Source organism: Lysinibacillus sp. F12, from assembly GCF_057773605.1.
On the sequence record NZ_JBYMLP010000003.1, the window covers coordinates 270,244 to 285,088 of the forward strand.

Annotated in this window: 16 protein-coding genes and 1 pseudogene; 14 read left to right on the forward strand and 3 right to left on the reverse strand. The window is 41.0% G+C overall.

Annotated features, from left to right (window positions below; genetic code table 11):
- Positions 1–3: 3 nt before the first annotated feature.
- From AC3CH7_RS15175 to AC3CH7_RS15200, 6 genes are read left to right on the forward strand one after another with little or no spacing between them, the layout of a single operon-like run.
- Positions 4–579 carry a bifunctional adenosylcobinamide kinase/adenosylcobinamide-phosphate guanylyltransferase gene (locus tag AC3CH7_RS15175; RefSeq protein ID WP_012294085.1) on the forward strand — a complete coding sequence of 192 codons (576 nt, stop codon included), beginning with the start codon at positions 4–6 and terminating at the stop codon, positions 577–579.
- 20 nt (positions 580–599) lie between these two features.
- Positions 600–1,376 (forward strand): adenosylcobinamide-GDP ribazoletransferase, encoded by a 777-nt coding sequence (gene cobS, locus AC3CH7_RS15180; protein WP_200991172.1) that lies wholly within the window; start codon positions 600–602, stop codon positions 1,374–1,376.
- Positions 1,349–1,945, forward strand: coding sequence for a histidine phosphatase family protein (locus AC3CH7_RS15185; RefSeq protein ID WP_197149475.1), 597 nt, complete (start codon positions 1,349–1,351; stop codon positions 1,943–1,945). The genes cobS and AC3CH7_RS15185 overlap by 28 nt, the downstream gene beginning before the upstream one ends.
- Complete coding sequence (locus tag AC3CH7_RS15190) at positions 1,897–2,289, forward strand: bifunctional adenosylcobinamide kinase/adenosylcobinamide-phosphate guanylyltransferase (protein WP_447402848.1); 393 nt, start codon at positions 1,897–1,899, stop codon at positions 2,287–2,289. The genes AC3CH7_RS15185 and AC3CH7_RS15190 overlap by 49 nt, the downstream gene beginning before the upstream one ends.
- A 32-nt stretch (positions 2,290–2,321) precedes the next feature.
- Positions 2,322–2,813, forward strand: coding sequence for an ECF transporter S component (locus AC3CH7_RS15195; RefSeq protein WP_036166270.1), 492 nt, complete (start codon positions 2,322–2,324; stop codon positions 2,811–2,813).
- A complete protein-coding gene (locus tag AC3CH7_RS15200) occupies positions 2,813–3,496 on the forward strand; it encodes a hypothetical protein (RefSeq protein ID WP_036161398.1) in 684 nt (227 codons plus the stop codon). The genes AC3CH7_RS15195 and AC3CH7_RS15200 overlap by 1 nt, the downstream gene beginning before the upstream one ends.
- 190 nt (positions 3,497–3,686) lie before the next feature.
- Here AC3CH7_RS15200 and AC3CH7_RS15205 read toward each other — a convergent pair.
- Positions 3,687–3,917, reverse strand: a pseudogene (locus AC3CH7_RS15205) (transposase); the annotation flags it as partial.
- 466 nt (positions 3,918–4,383) lie between these two features.
- Between AC3CH7_RS15205 and AC3CH7_RS15210 the strand changes: the two are divergent.
- The 6 genes from AC3CH7_RS15210 to AC3CH7_RS15235 all read left to right on the forward strand — a co-directional run bounded on the left by AC3CH7_RS15210 (position 4,384) and on the right by AC3CH7_RS15235 (position 11,186).
- A complete protein-coding gene (locus AC3CH7_RS15210) occupies positions 4,384–6,117 on the forward strand; it encodes an ABC transporter ATP-binding protein (RefSeq protein ID WP_197148874.1) in 1,734 nt (577 codons plus the stop codon).
- The gene (locus AC3CH7_RS15215; RefSeq protein WP_488381514.1) at positions 6,114–7,925 is read left to right on the forward strand and encodes an ABC transporter ATP-binding protein; all 1,812 of its coding nucleotides are present in this window, start codon (positions 6,114–6,116) and stop codon (positions 7,923–7,925) included. The genes AC3CH7_RS15210 and AC3CH7_RS15215 overlap by 4 nt, the downstream gene beginning before the upstream one ends.
- A gap of 48 nt (positions 7,926–7,973) precedes the next feature.
- Complete coding sequence (locus AC3CH7_RS15220) at positions 7,974–8,396, forward strand: DUF1801 domain-containing protein (RefSeq protein ID WP_031419881.1); 423 nt, start codon at positions 7,974–7,976, stop codon at positions 8,394–8,396.
- Positions 8,397–8,544: 148 nt separating this feature from the next.
- On the forward strand, positions 8,545–9,528 hold the full coding sequence (locus AC3CH7_RS15225; RefSeq protein ID WP_031419882.1) for an alpha/beta fold hydrolase: 984 nt from the start codon (positions 8,545–8,547) through the stop codon (positions 9,526–9,528).
- Position 9,529: 1 nt separating this feature from the next.
- On the forward strand, positions 9,530–10,213 hold the full coding sequence (locus tag AC3CH7_RS15230) for a response regulator transcription factor (RefSeq protein ID WP_012294098.1): 684 nt from the start codon (positions 9,530–9,532) through the stop codon (positions 10,211–10,213).
- Positions 10,197–11,186, forward strand: coding sequence for a sensor histidine kinase (locus AC3CH7_RS15235; protein ID WP_031419885.1), 990 nt, complete (start codon positions 10,197–10,199; stop codon positions 11,184–11,186). Before AC3CH7_RS15230 ends, AC3CH7_RS15235 begins: the two co-directional genes overlap by 17 nt.
- 35 nt (positions 11,187–11,221) lie before the next feature.
- On the opposite strand, the gene AC3CH7_RS15240 is transcribed toward AC3CH7_RS15235, so the two are convergent.
- On the reverse strand, positions 11,222–12,091 hold the full coding sequence (locus AC3CH7_RS15240; RefSeq protein ID WP_012294100.1) for a DMT family transporter: 870 nt from the start codon (positions 12,089–12,091) through the stop codon (positions 11,222–11,224).
- A 122-nt stretch (positions 12,092–12,213) separates the two neighbouring features.
- The gene (locus AC3CH7_RS15245; RefSeq protein ID WP_012294101.1) at positions 12,214–13,071 is read right to left on the reverse strand and encodes a LysR family transcriptional regulator; all 858 of its coding nucleotides are present in this window, start codon (positions 13,069–13,071) and stop codon (positions 12,214–12,216) included.
- 141 nt (positions 13,072–13,212) lie between these two features.
- Between AC3CH7_RS15245 and AC3CH7_RS15250 the strand changes: the two genes are divergently transcribed.
- Together AC3CH7_RS15250 and AC3CH7_RS15255 are read left to right on the forward strand one after the other, a co-directional pair.
- A complete protein-coding gene (locus tag AC3CH7_RS15250) occupies positions 13,213–14,421 on the forward strand; it encodes an MFS transporter (RefSeq protein WP_488381513.1) in 1,209 nt (402 codons plus the stop codon).
- Between the two features lie 29 nt (positions 14,422–14,450).
- The gene (locus AC3CH7_RS15255; RefSeq protein WP_012294103.1) at positions 14,451–14,834 is read left to right on the forward strand and encodes an SRPBCC domain-containing protein; all 384 of its coding nucleotides are present in this window, start codon (positions 14,451–14,453) and stop codon (positions 14,832–14,834) included.
- Positions 14,835–14,845 lie beyond the last annotated feature (11 nt).

A 14,845-nucleotide genomic window follows, 5' to 3' on the forward strand; every position in this document is an offset into this window, starting at 1 on the left:
CAAATGCCCCTCGTTTTTATTACAGGTGGTGTGCGTAGTGGCAAATCTCATTTTGCAGAACAAGCCGCCATACAGTATTACCAAACGCAGCCTAGTACAGAAAAACGGTTAATGTATATTGCCTCTGGTATTGCTTTAGATGATGAAATGAAGAAGCGAATTGATCGCCATCAAGCTGATCGACTAGCTCAGCCCATGCAATGGATAACAGTAGAGGCCCCTTATAACATCGCGCCCGTATTTGAGACACTCAAGGATGGGGATGTGGTGCTATGGGATTGCGTCACTACTTGGCTCACTAATGCGTTTTATGAAGGCTATGAAAGTGGAGCGCCATGTTTAACGAAGCCTGGCTGTTTAGCATCCAAGCTACACACTGTTAAACAGGCCATCCTTTCTCTGCTAACGAAGAACGTGACATTATTAGTGGTGTCAAATGAGCTGTTTGATGAACCTCCTTATCAAAGTGAAGAGGTGGAGCTGTATCGAAGAACTTTAGGACAATTTCATCAATGGTTTGTTGTGATGGCTCAAGAAGCGTTTGAAATGAATTATGGTATCTTAAAGAGATGGAAATAAGGGAAAAGGAAGGCAAGACAATGAAAAATGTTTGGTATAGCCTACTGTTGGCATTTCAATTTTTTACGGTTTTGCCAGTACATAAGGAATTACCTCTAAAAAGGTCAACGATTACAGGTATGTTTGCTTGCTTGCCATGGATAGGTGCCTTGATGGGGACAACTGTAGCTGGAGTCCTTTACAGTCTTACACAATGGACAGCCAGTAGCGAGGTCATGCTCGCCTTTATCGTCATCGGGCTGTTTGCTTTATGGACAGGCGGTTTACATTTGGATGGCTTTATTGACATGGGGGATGCGTATTTTTCTTATCGAGATCGGGACAAACGACTTGAGATTTTAGATGATCCTCGGGTAGGTGCTTTCGGAGTGCTATCCATACTATTTTTGTTATTTGGAAAATTTGTTGTTCTACATGAGCTTTTTGTGCAACATAAATTTGCATTATGGATGGTCGTATTCATTCCTTTTTTAACAAGGGTTGGCATGAGCTTTTATTTTATGTCACTTAACTGTTCAAAGGAAAAAGGGCTTGCCTTTTTCTTTCAGTCTCATCTACACGCGAAACGATTAAAAATAATGATGCTGCTGTTCCTTTTATTGGCCATGCCGGTTGTGCTGATCATCACAAAGTTCTCGATGCTCCCAATTATATTAGTCCTCGTTTTAGCGCTTGCGCTTGTTATTTTTCGCCAATTTACATTGCGTAATTTTGGTGGTGTCTCGGGAGATTTACTAGGTGCATCTATTGAAGGGATGGAGGTTGTATTATGGGTGACATTGTTACTGTGTGCTTAATGCGGCATGCGCCGACAAAGGCCAATTTAGAAAAGCGTTATCTGGGATGGACGGATGCACCATTAGCTGATACCTCCAAGCTCTCTGTCGTGGATGCATCTATCGAAACGGTATATGGCAGTGATTTACAACGCTGTCGCACCACGGCTGCCCATTATTTCCCAAATGCTAGCTATTATGCAGATGCTCGCTTACGAGAATCAAATTTTGGTGAATTTGAAGGGAAAACCTATGAGGATTTAAAAAAGGATGCTCGTTACCGTGCATGGTTGGATGATCCTATTCACTTCCCACCGCCACAGGGAGAGGCTTTTGATGATTTTGTAGCACGAGTTGTGGAAGGCTTCAATGATTTGCCGAAGATGGAGGATCATTATTTCTTAGTCGTTCATGGCGGAGTGATTCGTGCCTTACTCGTTGCTTATGCGCCAACAGAGCAGCCTTTTTGGTCATACCAAGTGCCACATGATCACCAATTTCATTTAACTTTTACTAGAAAGGCTTGGGAGGAGGGAGCTAGATGCATGTTTTTATCGGAGGCGCCTATAACGGAAAAACCGATTATGTGATGCGTTTATATGAACAGCACGATGTGGTACTTGTCGAAGGCGATCTACCGGATGTTGCACCAGCCTGTGAAATCCTTGTCATTAAACATGTGGAAAAATGGCTTTTGACACAAAACCTTGAGGAAGATGAGGTCGTGGTACAATCCGTCCTCACTAAATTAACAGCCCTTGCCCAACATTGTTCGCTGGTACTTATTGTGACAGATATGGGCCGCGGTGTTGTACCGATGGAAAAACAAGCTCGTTTATTACGTGATACGTGTGGTCGCTTATACCAGGCATTATTTGCTGAAGCAGAGCAAGTCGTACGTATTTGGTACGGGATTGGCGAGCAACTCAAATGAGATCAACATACTAACGGAAAAGAGGAAATGCAATGGATCGACAAACATTAATGACATGGATACTAACGGCTATGGTAGCAGCCATTTGTGCAGTAGGAGCCGCCATTAAAGTACCCGCATTTATTTCGACTGCAGCACTGGATTCGGCACCTGCCTTTTTAGGTGTTGTCTTTTTATCGCCATTATTAGCTGGGATAGCTGGATTCATTGGTCATTTTATTAGCGCATTAACGGCTGGCTTCCCACTTGGTCCACTCCATGTAATTATTGCAGTAGAGATGTTTATTGTTGTTTGGATTTTTGGAATCATGCATAAAAAAGGTATGCATTTTTGGAAATGGCCAGTTGCCCTTGTATTGAACGGCATCGTGGCACCACTTCCATTTTATTTTATTATTAGTCCTGCCTTTTTCTGGGGTGCTCTAGGGAGTATTTTCATCGCAACGGCTATAAATTTAATCATTGTAGCTGTGGTCATGCCCATTCTTTCGAAGGTTTTTGTGCGTAAGGCAGGTCGCGTTTAGTGAGAAATGCTATGAAAGTGGGCGCGTTTATTGCGACAATGGATAATGCGGCGGCCATTGGGGAGAAGCCACAAGATATTGTGCCAGCTTCCGATCAATTGACAGCCTATATGACAGCCCGTGTGACATTTTTAGAGCAGCTGGCTGCACAGGCACTTCCTATTCAAATTTTACTCGCTAATTTTTCAGGGGATGCTGCATGGTCACGCTATGAAAGAGGCATTCAGCAAGTGTTCGAGGAAACAGGCCTTCCCTGTCCAGTCATTGCAGGCAGTTCGGAATCCAATATGCCAACTTTACAGTCTGGTCTAGCAATTACTATGCTTGGGGAAATACAACAGCGAAAAGCATGGGACCTTGAACAGCTTAGTTGGTACACATACGGCTTACCACTTGTTGGCGAGGAACTATTAGCACAGCCTGATGATGTGGCGCAGTTGCAACCTATTTATCAGGCATGGCTGGCAGAAATCGTTCAGCAAGTGTGGCCTGTCGGATCTAAGGGACTTCAGGGTGAGTGTGCGCGTCTTTTTGGCCAGCAATTAGTTGAATGTTCACATGATATGACCAAATCAGCAGGACCAAGTACAGTGATTTTACTTGGTATGGATCCAGAAAAAGAGCAGTTGGCACATCAATTTTTCCAAAGAAATTTTGAGAAACTGCGGATAAGTGCTGAGTAAAACGACTGCTTTGAAAATAATCCAACGAGCGGTACAAGAATTATTTAAAGCGACCTTCATGAATAGACGAGGGCACTGAAAAATTTATGTTTTCATAAAAGCGAACCTTTTTCAGATAAAAATAAGGCACTTCTTGTTCAATTTTGAACAGGAAGTGCCTTATTTCTGTCTCACTGGATCTTCTGTTGCCATATCCAAATGACATATCATACTTTGAGCGCTCTACTAGGTCGACGTCTGATACATCATTAATCGCTTTTAATAATAAGTACTTAAACATGCGAATTGGAGGAATGGTATTACGTCCATTATCTAAACAATATTTTGTTTTTAGCTCTTCTAAAAAAAATGAAAATTCAACAAGTTCATTGACCTGGCGAAGCATGTTATCTTTTGGCACAACAATATCATAGATTGCCATGTATGGACTTAAATTAAGGGTTTCCTAATTTGAAATCATTGGGGCTCCACCTACATATTCATTCTTTTATTATAAAGGAAAGTGTGACTAAAATAATAGTATGATACATTGCGTTGTTTGCAGAAGCATCGCTCGACTCCTGCGGGAAAGCGAGACAGACGAGACCCCGCACGAAGCGAAGCGTAGGAGGAGACTCGGCGCTCGCCCGCGGAAAGCGAGCGGAATGCTTCGGAAAACAACAATAGAGTCACAGTGCCAAATGAAAAAAAGATATGGACTTTTTCAGTGCCCTTTGTATAGGCATGGGGGCTTTTTATTTGGATGGATATCAGCCATATGCTCGACGATATCTCCTCATTTAGTTAAATCTCAACTATTACGAGTCTCGAAAAAATATTGTCAAATGGGAATGGTTTTCAGTTATAATGAGGAACGAGTGGGATTTAAATAGAACGGAGACGAATGTATGCAGGCAATCAAACAGCTAGGGCAGTATTTGGAGCCCTATAAATTTTTCACCTTTATAGCTCCTCTTTTAATGGTGCTGGAGGTGACAATGGATTTAATTCAGCCGACCATTATGCAGCATATGATTGATACAGGGATTGTCAATGGTGATCATGCTTATGTGCTGAGTATGTTTGTGTGGATGCTAGCAAGTGCAGTACTTGGGCTTGTTGGTGGGGTTGGTTGCTCGTATTATAGCTCGAAGGCTGCGATTCATTTTGCTTCGGATGTTCGGCAAGCTCTCTATCAGAAAATGATGACGTATTCAGCTAAAGAACGGGATGCCTTTACGACTGGCAAGCTAATTACCATTTTAACGAGCGATGTTGAAAGCCTTCAACGCGCGTTTATGATGACGCTGCGTATTTTTGTGCGTGGGCCGCTACTCTTTATCGGGGCAGTCATTATCGTGTTTGTAACAGCACGGGAACTTTTTTCCATACTTCTTATTATTGTGCCGATTTTGATTGTGGCTATGTATTTTTTCACGAAGTATTCGGGTCTGCTGTATCGTCGCGTACAAGAGGCTATTGATGCGGTGAATACGAAGCTACAGGAAAATTTAGCGGGTATCCGTGTCGTTAAAGCCTTTCGTCGGGAAACCCAACAGGTATCCCAATTTAGTGAGCTAAATGATGGGCTGACAAAACGTTTCATCACTGCAGAACAAATTGTAGGGGTGCTTGTGCCATTTACCATGTTCGTCGTTAACATTGGGATTGTCGCGGCACTTTGGCTTGGTGCCGTTAAGGTTGAGGCAGGTACATTAAAGGTTGGGGTTATTCTCGCATTTATCAACTACTTAACCATTATCTTAAATGGCTTAATGTCTTCCAGTATGGTGCTGATGCAAATTGCGCGTGCATTGCCTTCAGGAGAACGAATTGTGGATGTCTTAAATATGGATATTGCCGTGAAAGAGGCAGAACTTGCAAGGACAGATTCGATAAAAGGGGCCATTGAATTTGACCATGTGAGTTATCGTTACTATGATACAGCAGAGGATGTTCTTAAAAACATTTCGTTTTCTGTGAAACCGGGGCAAACAGTTGGTATTATTGGGAAAACAGGTAGCGGTAAATCAACACTTGTAAAGCTTTTACCGCGCTTATTCGATCCAACAGGAGGAGCTATTTACATAGATGGTAACCCCCTTTTAGCATATTCTTTATCCACGTTACGGGACCATATAGGATTTACCTCACAAAAGGCCTTATTGTTTTCTGGGACGATTGAAAAAAATATACGCCTTGGTAACGAACGGGCAACGGCAGAGGAAATACAACAGGCATTAGATGCTGCCTGTGCCAGCGAATTTGTGGAGCGCCTTGATAAGGGCTTAGCACATGAGTTGTCACAGGGAGCAACGAATCTCTCAGGTGGGCAAAAGCAACGCTTAGCTTTAAGCCGAGCATTCGTTCGAAAGCCAGCTATTCTCGTGCTGGATGATACGACCTCAGCCCTTGATAGTGCTTCAGAAAAACATGTGCAGCAGGCCATTGCTGCGCATTTTCAAGACACGACGACATTGATTGTAGCTTCAAAAATTGCCTCGATACAGCAGGCAGATATCATAGTTGTCTTAGAGGATGGCGAGATGGTTGGGCAAGGGACGCATCAACAGCTACTTCAAAATAATGTACATTACCAAGCAATTTACGCGTCACAGCAAAAGGCTGGTGAAGAAGAATGAGTCAACATCAAGCAAAGCAAATGAATTTTGGGCGAGGGCCTCGTATAGGTGGGCCAGCTGAAAGAGCGAAAAATCAAAAGGCAACACTGACAAGAGTTTGGCACTATGTCAAACAGCAAAAAATAGGACTGTATTTTTCGATCTTCTTGGTGATCGCTTCCACTTTTTTAAGCTTGGCGGGACCCTATTTGATAGGCCATATCATTGATGATTACATTATGAAAAAAGATATAGATGGGACCATCCGACTAGGAATCATATTAGCTGTGATTTTTACGGTAGCATCGATTCTGACATGGCTGCAAACCTATGTCATGATTCATGTGGCGATGAAAACGATTCGGACATTGCGTCTAGTGCTGTTTCAAAAGCTACAAACGCTCACATTAAGATTTTTTGACCAGCGTGCGCTCGGTGATTTAATGAGTCGTGTCACAAATGATATCGATAATTTAAATACAGCGCTTGCTCAAAGTGTGACGCAAATTGTATCATCCATCTTAACGGTCGTGGGTGTTAGTATTGCCATGTTCACATTAAGCTGGCCATTAGCGATTGTTACCTTAATCATTATTCCGCTTATCGTTTTCACTACTAAGCAAATTATCAAGCGCAGCAGTAAAAATTATGCGGCGCGTCAACGAGATCTTGGTAAGCTGAATGGCTATATTGAGGAAATGATGACAGGTGCAGAGGTACTCACGCTATTTGGCAAGGAACAGCAATCCATTGACACGTTCCATCAGCAAAATGAAAACTTGCGAAAATCCGCACTACGCGCAGAGATTACATCAGGCTTATTAGGACCTATTAATAACTTTATGAATAACCTTGGCCTCGCGATAGTGATCGGGACAGGAGCTCTTTTAGCGGTGAAAGGGTATGTAACAGTTGGTATTATCGCTGCATTTGTCACCTATACAAGGCAATTTTTTCGCCCGCTCAATCAATTATCAAACCTTTTAAACACCTTTCAGTCGGCTATTGCTGGAGCAGAGCGTGTATTTGAAATAGTAGATGAACCATCAGAGGTAGCTGATCGACCTGAGGCTATTGAGGCTCCGTCCTTAAAAGGAGATGTCGATTTCAAGCAAGTATCGTTTAGCTATGAGCAAGGGAAGCCCATTCTCCAAAACATTAACTTCCACGTAAGGGCAGGAGAAACGATAGCTCTTGTCGGGCCTACTGGCTCAGGGAAAACAACCATTATTAATTTACTAACACGTTTTTATGACGTGGATCAGGGTGAAATTTTAATTGATGGGCACAATATTGAACACTATAAAATGTCTACGATTCGCGAAAGGGTAGGTGTGGTTTTACAGGATACCTATTTGTTCTCTGGCACAATTCGTGATAACATTCGCTTTGGAAAGTTGGATGCGACGGATGCTGAGGTTGTGGAAGCAGCAAAAATTGCGAATGCCCATCATTTTATAAAATATTTACCTATACAATACGATACGCCTGTTCAAGCGGGTGGCGCTAATTTAAGTCAGGGACAACGCCAGCTCATTGCTATTGCCCGTGCTATTTTGGAGAACGCGGATATTTTAATTTTAGATGAAGCGACATCCAGTGTGGATACGCAAACGGAAGTCGATATTCAAAAGGGCTTACAGCATTTAATGCAGGGTCGCACCAGCTTTGTCATCGCCCATCGTTTGAAAACCATTGAGAATGCGGATAAAATTCTCGTTATACAGCAGGGCGTAATTATTGAACAAGGCAATCATCAAGCGTTGATGGAACAACAAGGGATGTATCGTCAACTCCAACAAAAGCTATTGTTAGAGCAGGCAGAATAGGGAATAATAGGGATGAACAATGCAATTTTGTGAAGGCGAGGGATACACATGTATGAATTAAAGACGAAAGAAACCGATGCAAGTGTCATTGAATTTATTGAAAGTGTCGATCATCCAAAAAAACGGGAAGATGCCTATCGACTACTGGATATTTTTACGGAGGTCTCTGGCTACGAGGCTAAAATGTGGGGACCAAGTATTATTGGGTTTGGTCATTATCATTACAAATACCAAACAGGCCATGAAGGCGATGCACCACTTGTCGGATTCTCCCCTCGCAAGGCAAAAATTAGTTTATACTTTGCACCAGGTGATCGTGAGCGAGAGCAGCTATTACAGCAGTTTGGTAAACACACAACAGGGAAAGCTTGCGTTTATATTAATAAACTCGCTGATGTTGAAGAAACTATTTTAAAGGCTCTTATTCAACAGTCTATCGCCTTTTTACAGAAAACCTATCCAAATGAATGACTCAAAGAAAGCTGCCACATGATGTAGGCAGCTTTTTTGTGTTCATAGACAAGAATTTCAACTTACCTAGCAAATAGGTTAATAAAATTTAATGAGATATTTATTTTTCGTATGTATCCTTACAAGTATCAACGGAGAGGAGAGGCGTATGAAAAATATCATAAAGAAAATGTTTATTTATTTGGTGTTCATCGTATCGATCGGTATCGTAGCCGTCAGTATGTACCACTATAGTTTGACCCAAAAGGAGGAGGCCATTTTACGTAATAAAGGCATGATGGTAAATATTGATGGTCAGAGCATGAATGTCTATCGGGAGGGGGCTGGGGAGGATACGTATGTTTTTATGGCAGGGTCAGGCATTGCAGCCCCTGTTTATGAGTTAAAGGGGCTTTATAGTAAGTTTTCGCAGCACCATCAAATTGCTGTAGTGGACCGAGCAGGCTATGGCTTTAGTGAAATTGCCCATGATGAAAGAGCTATTGATACCATTCTTATGCAAACAAGGGAGGCTCTTCTGGCAAGCGGGCTCCAGCCGCCCTATATTCTTGTTCCTCACTCTATTTCAGGACTTGAAGCGATTTACTGGGCACAAAAATACCCAGAAGAAGTGAAGGGGATTATCGCTCTGGATATTGGCTTACCTAGTCAATATGTAAAGCATAAAATGAGCACCTTCGATAGATGGATGGTGAAGGGGGTAAGTCTAGCTACTAGCGTTGGTTTACACCGCCTAGTGCCATCACAGGTATATAATCCACAAGTTCTGAACATGTCCTTTTTAACGACTGAGGAAAAGGAAATCTATCAGGCGTTGTCCTTTAAGCAATTTTTTAATGAAGATATGAAAAATGAGCTGTTACACGTCTATGAAAATAGTTTACAATCAGAACAGCTTCCATTGCCGCAAGAAACCCCAATGTTAATCGTGGATGCTATTTCCAAGGAAAATGTACATTCAAAATATACAGAGCAAAACCGGCAGGATTACGCAGACTTTGCGAAGCAATTCACTCATGCCGTAGTGAAAGAGGTAAGTGGCACCCATAGTATATACCTGTATCAACCAGATGCAATCTATCAACTAGCGATGGATTTTATGAAAACGAATGCTGATGAGAGAGGTCGTTAACATGAAAGGATTTCGAATTTTAATTGTAGAAGATGATCACATGATTGGTGATTTACTTCAAAAAATAATGCAACGTGAAGGCTATGAGGCCGTGTGGAAAACAGATGGCAGAGATGTAATGAGGCTCATTCATGATGTAGATTTAGTCATTATGGACATTATGCTACCAGGAGAGGATGGCTACCAATTAAGCAGAAATATTAAACAACTAGGCTTAAATATTCCTATCATTTTTCTATCGGCACGTAGTGATATTGAAAGCAAACTAGAAGGTTTAACCGTTGGTGAAGATTATTTGACAAAGCCGTTTGATCCAAGGGAGCTATTATTGAGAATCCAAAAAATGCTAGTGCAACAATATGGAACGTTTACACAAATACAGCATTTACTCATTGACGGAGAGCATCGAAAAGTATTTCATCAACATCTTCAAAACGAAATTTCATTAACGGCAATAGAACGAAAAATTTTCTTTTATTTATTTGATAACCGTGACAGAGTTTTAACAAAGGAACACTTTTTTGATTATTTATGGCCGTTGGATGATCGTAATCATAATATTCTTAATGTCTACATAAAAAAGATTCGGACAAAGTTGGATGATTCAACAGGCATGATTGTACAAAATATATATGGAGAAGGGTATCGTCTAAATACCCATTTAAGAAATGACGTTAAAAACTAAATATAGAACCCTTTTATTTGTAGCAATTGGGAGTGTGCCCGTCGTTTTATTAGGTATTAGTGTGTTTATGTCCATACTTTATAACAAGGCTTTTAAAACGAAAAATAATGGCATCCCATTCCATGAATCCTTTGCATATCCTGTTATGCTTCTTGCATTTGTACTGTCTTTAGGGATTCTTGCCTTACTATTTTCCACATCCATTCATTCATTATTAGCTAGAATTACCATGCTCAATCAAACAATCCGGGAACTCGCGAGTAATGAACGGATACCCGATACGTTAACGGTAAGCAGTGAGGATGAATTAGGGCAGTTAATTCATTCTGTCAATCTTTTAATTGAGCGCACGACTTATCGGGAATTAGAGTTAGCACAACAGCAGGAGCTCCAAAAAGAGCTACTCCAAAAATTGAGACATGACATCCATACCCCTTTGACAGCGATTCGTTTGCAATTGTTTTATTTAGAAGATCAACTACAAGAGCAGCCAAAACTGGTGGAATCGTTAAATGAACAAATTCAGTATATCGCGAATTTAACGAATGAATTGCCATACCAGTCTTTTGATACGAGCGAAAATTCCTTTGTCGTTCAGGAAGAAGTTCGGCCAGCTTTACTATTGGAGATTATGATTAGGAAATGGAGTTATTTATACAGCATGCAAAATATTGCTCTTCATTTTTATCCAAAGGATGCAGAGGCAATCTGGACAAGTAATGAACTATGGTTACAACGTTTATTTGATAATGTCTTCCAAAATACGTTAAAGCATGCCCAAGCAACCAAACTTGTGGTGACGATTAAAGGAGGCGAAGTATGGATGTCTGATGATGGCATCGGCTTCCATTCTGACGTCGAACAGAGCGGACTTGGACTGAAAATTATCCAAGATATTGCTAGAACCTTGAACATTGTAGTTTCTTTACAATCCACCGAGGAGGGTACGACCTTTCGCTTTACTCCGTCATAAAAAAACAACGGACATCATGTGCCGTTGTTTTTTTATTATGCCGACTTTCGTTGTTGGAGTAAAAAGAGGGCAAGTCCTAGTAAAATGACGAATATGCCAATCCCTTGTTGCACGGAAATCATTTCATCTAAAATAAAATAAGCTAAAATACATGTGCCAATTGTTTCTCCTAAAATACTCATAGAGATGACTGTCGTACTTAGCCATTTTAATAGCCAATTAAATACCGTTTGCCCAAAAATCGTTGCAATTACAGCCAGTCCTAATAGGGACCACCATGTGGATGCGGGGTAGTCGAAAAACGGTTCCTGCATAAAGAGCGCATAAATGGCTAAAAAGATTGAGCTACTGCCATATCCGATAATCGAATAGGTGATAAGTGATAAATCCTTCCGTACAGATTGCCCGATGAAAAAGTAGGCTGTAATAATGCCAGCCGCAATAAAAGCTAGAATATCGCCATAAAGAGCTTGTCCACTAATTTGAAAATCCTGCCAGCCGATAATGAAACAGCCAATGATCGCTACCAAACAGCCAACAATAGCGCCTTTTGAAAAACGCTCTTTAAATAAAAAATAGCTACCTATTAAAGAGAATAATGGCTGTAACGTGACAATAACTGTGGAACTGGCCACTGATGTGTAGTTTAAGGATTCGAACCATAAAACATAATGACAGGACAAAAATAGACCTGATAGAATGCCCAGTCCCCACTGTTTTTTAGACAGGTTAACTAGTTCTTGTCGTAGCCCCTTTTGAGCTACTAAAAAGGGAAGGAGTACAAGCATCGCAAAAAATAGTCGATAAAAAGCCGTAATAGCCGGCGGGGCATCAGCAAGCTTCACAAAAATAGCTGATGTAGATAAAGCAAATACTGCTAAAAACAATGAGATGTAATAAAACATGATGTACTCCTATGTATTTACAAGATTAATAATATCAAACCTATTATAGTGCAGTCTGCTTGAATAATATAGGCTTTTTAAAATATTCGCATAAACAGCAATTTGAGCTATCGATTACTTAGTTACTTCTTTTCAAGCAAGGATTCTACGACCTGCTTTAATTGCAGTATAGAAGAATGCTTATGGTTTTCCTTTTTATAAATGAAGACAGTCTCAATGACCTTGTTAAGTGTCTCCATTTCATAAAAGTGCAGGTCCGGACATGGATAGAGTGCTAGTAACCTCGTATTTAACACGGCCAATGTATGCTCGATTTCTAGAAAATCAAGAATACTACTTACGGATTTAATTTCCTTCATCGTAAAAGGGACTTCTTTGTGAGTAAGCCATTCAGCTAATGCCTTCGAATACATACAGCCTTTACTTAAGACTAGGAGTGTCACAGGCGTTTGCTGGTCAAAATCGATGACATGTGAAGGACTCGAAATGACTTCGAAGGTTTCTGTTGTCATTAAATCATAGTGTAAATCAGCATAATGCTTCAATGGATTACTCGTTAATGCACAGTCTAGCTCCGCCTGATGTACTTTGTGATTTAAGGATGTACTCGATTCGACCGTGAAATCCACGTCGATAGGACTATGACCGGTTTGTAGCGCATTCATGATGGACGCACCATATAATTTAATCGTCGTATGGGAGGTTCCAAATTGAATATGTGCTTGCGTAAATCCAACCGTTTGTAAAAATTCATCATATTGTTGGGCCACCTGCTTTAAAAAGTGTAAATAGTGGTCACCGACGTCTGTTAGCTTTAAGCCTTGAGGTGTTCGTTTAAAGATTTCCTGTCCAATTTCACTTTCCATCTTCTTTACCTTCGAGGTTAGAGCCGATTGTGTATAGTTGGTGATTTCGGCAGATTTACTTAAATTTTGCCTTTCTAATAGCTCAATTTTGATGGCAATGTCGTCAATGTTCATGTTATTTGTCACACACCTATTAAATTTTTTGATAGCCGCTATCATTTTCCTCCATTTTACGAATGCTAGCTGTCAACGTAAACTCAAGATATCTAAATGATACTGCACAAATAAAGCGGTATATAGCTATGGAGGATTTACATGCATACCTATTACAAATGGATCATTTTACTGGTGGCTACGCTTTCGCAAACGGCTTCAACCTTTGTCACATACGGGATGGGGCCCGTCGCCGCCTTTTATCAAATGGAATGGCACTTAACGTCATTCCAAACAGGATTAATTGTTTCTGCCGTGAATATTGGACCGATTTTCTCGATGCTTTTCTTTGGCTATCTCATGGATAAAAAAGGAGAAAAACGGCTGATTGGATGGGGCTCTATTTTACTGGGCCTCTGTACGTTCCTCTTAATTCCTGTGAATCATTATACGACATTGCTAGTCGTATTAATAGTTGTTGGTTTTTGGTACGGTAGTGCCCAAACAGGAGGTAGTACAGCCATCGTAAAATGGTTTCCTAACGAGCATCGAGGTTTAGCGATTGGAATTCGCCAAACGGGAATTCCCATCGGAGGGGCTCTCGCTTCCTTCATACTTACCTATTTATATCATCACATCCATCTGACAGCTGTGCATGGGGCACAAGGTTTCGTAGCAATCGGTGGCGGTTTATTATTTTTATTGATGTATCAGGAGCCAAAACAGCATAAATCTTCTGTAGCAACACCGATACCGTTTAAAGAAAAGATGAAGGCTATCAAAGACAATCGAGCACTCTATCCCATTTTTTTTGTGGGCATTGTGATGATGTCCTTACAGATGATCCTCATCGCCCATTTGATGAGTTATTTACATCAGGAGGGTGGCTATTCATTAACAGCAGCAGGGAAGTATTTGAGTTTGGTCTTGCTTGGAGGGATGGTAGGAAGAATTGCTCTTGCATGGCTGAGTGACCGATACTTTGCTCAGAAGCGCGAGCACTTACTAATCATCGTTATGCTTGCCACATTTGTAATGGTCGCTTGTATGCCTGTTGTTTTACATGCTAAGAGCTTAATGATTTTATTTTGCTGTGTAATGGGCTTTTTCGCCCTTGGCTGGTATTCCTTATATATAGCGAGTGTAACGGAGCAGTCCGATCCTCAATCTGTGGGGCTTACTGTGAGTGCCGCTTTAACGATCAATCAATTCTTTATTGTTTTGGCTCCGTCTATCTACGGTTTACTCGTTTCCATATTTTCAAGTCATCAGATGGCATTGGATATAGTAGCTATGATGGTTATTGTGGGAGCGTTTTATTTATCGAGAACAACCAATAGTAGCCTCTTATCACAAAGTTCGGTAAAATAATGGAAAAATAGGAAATGGGTGTGTTGCGGATGGGTAGCTCAATTTGGATTCATGCAGCAGTAGAAAATGTATGGCAAGCAGTAACCGAGGAGCAATACCTCTCTCAATGGTATGCGCCAGGCTCTACTTGGAACATCCCTAAACTAGCTGCAGGAGAAAAGATGATCTTTACTTTAATGCCTAATGACCATAATCAGCTAGCAGATCCATTGCCAATGCAGTTAACGATTCAGCAGGTCAAAAAACAGGAGATTTTTTCATTTTACTTGGAAGTTCCAGAAACGGTCATCGCTATATCGTTAGCAGTAAAGGACAATGGCACAACAGTTAGCTTCAATATGCAGGGCTATGATGCGCCTCTTGCTAATCTAAAAGCATTGCTAGAGGGTGGTGATTTTCCGCACTTATCGTAACGACTACGTCT

Coding starts and splice junctions, on each gene's coding strand:
- AC3CH7_RS15215 (WP_488381514.1), top strand. CDS start 6,114: ATGAGTCAACATCAAGCAAAGCAAATGAATTTTGGGCGAGGGCCTCGT.
- AC3CH7_RS15210 (WP_197148874.1), top strand. CDS start 4,384: ATGCAGGCAATCAAACAGCTAGGGCAGTATTTGGAGCCCTATAAATTT.
- AC3CH7_RS15255 (WP_012294103.1), top strand. CDS start 14,451: ATGGGTAGCTCAATTTGGATTCATGCAGCAGTAGAAAATGTATGGCAA.
- AC3CH7_RS15195 (WP_036166270.1), top strand. CDS start 2,322: ATGGATCGACAAACATTAATGACATGGATACTAACGGCTATGGTAGCA.
- AC3CH7_RS15230 (WP_012294098.1), top strand. CDS start 9,530: ATGAAAGGATTTCGAATTTTAATTGTAGAAGATGATCACATGATTGGT.
- AC3CH7_RS15240 (WP_012294100.1), bottom strand. CDS start 12,091: ATGTTTTATTACATCTCATTGTTTTTAGCAGTATTTGCTTTATCTACA.
- AC3CH7_RS15235 (WP_031419885.1), top strand. CDS start 10,197: ATGACGTTAAAAACTAAATATAGAACCCTTTTATTTGTAGCAATTGGG.
- cobS (WP_200991172.1), top strand. CDS start 600: ATGAAAAATGTTTGGTATAGCCTACTGTTGGCATTTCAATTTTTTACG.
- AC3CH7_RS15245 (WP_012294101.1), bottom strand. CDS start 13,071: ATGAACATTGACGACATTGCCATCAAAATTGAGCTATTAGAAAGGCAA.
- AC3CH7_RS15250 (WP_488381513.1), top strand. CDS start 13,213: ATGCATACCTATTACAAATGGATCATTTTACTGGTGGCTACGCTTTCG.
- AC3CH7_RS15190 (WP_447402848.1), top strand. CDS start 1,897: ATGCATGTTTTTATCGGAGGCGCCTATAACGGAAAAACCGATTATGTG.
- AC3CH7_RS15185 (WP_197149475.1), top strand. CDS start 1,349: ATGGGTGACATTGTTACTGTGTGCTTAATGCGGCATGCGCCGACAAAG.
- AC3CH7_RS15220 (WP_031419881.1), top strand. CDS start 7,974: ATGTATGAATTAAAGACGAAAGAAACCGATGCAAGTGTCATTGAATTT.
- AC3CH7_RS15175 (WP_012294085.1), top strand. CDS start 4: ATGCCCCTCGTTTTTATTACAGGTGGTGTGCGTAGTGGCAAATCTCAT.
- AC3CH7_RS15225 (WP_031419882.1), top strand. CDS start 8,545: ATGAAAAATATCATAAAGAAAATGTTTATTTATTTGGTGTTCATCGTA.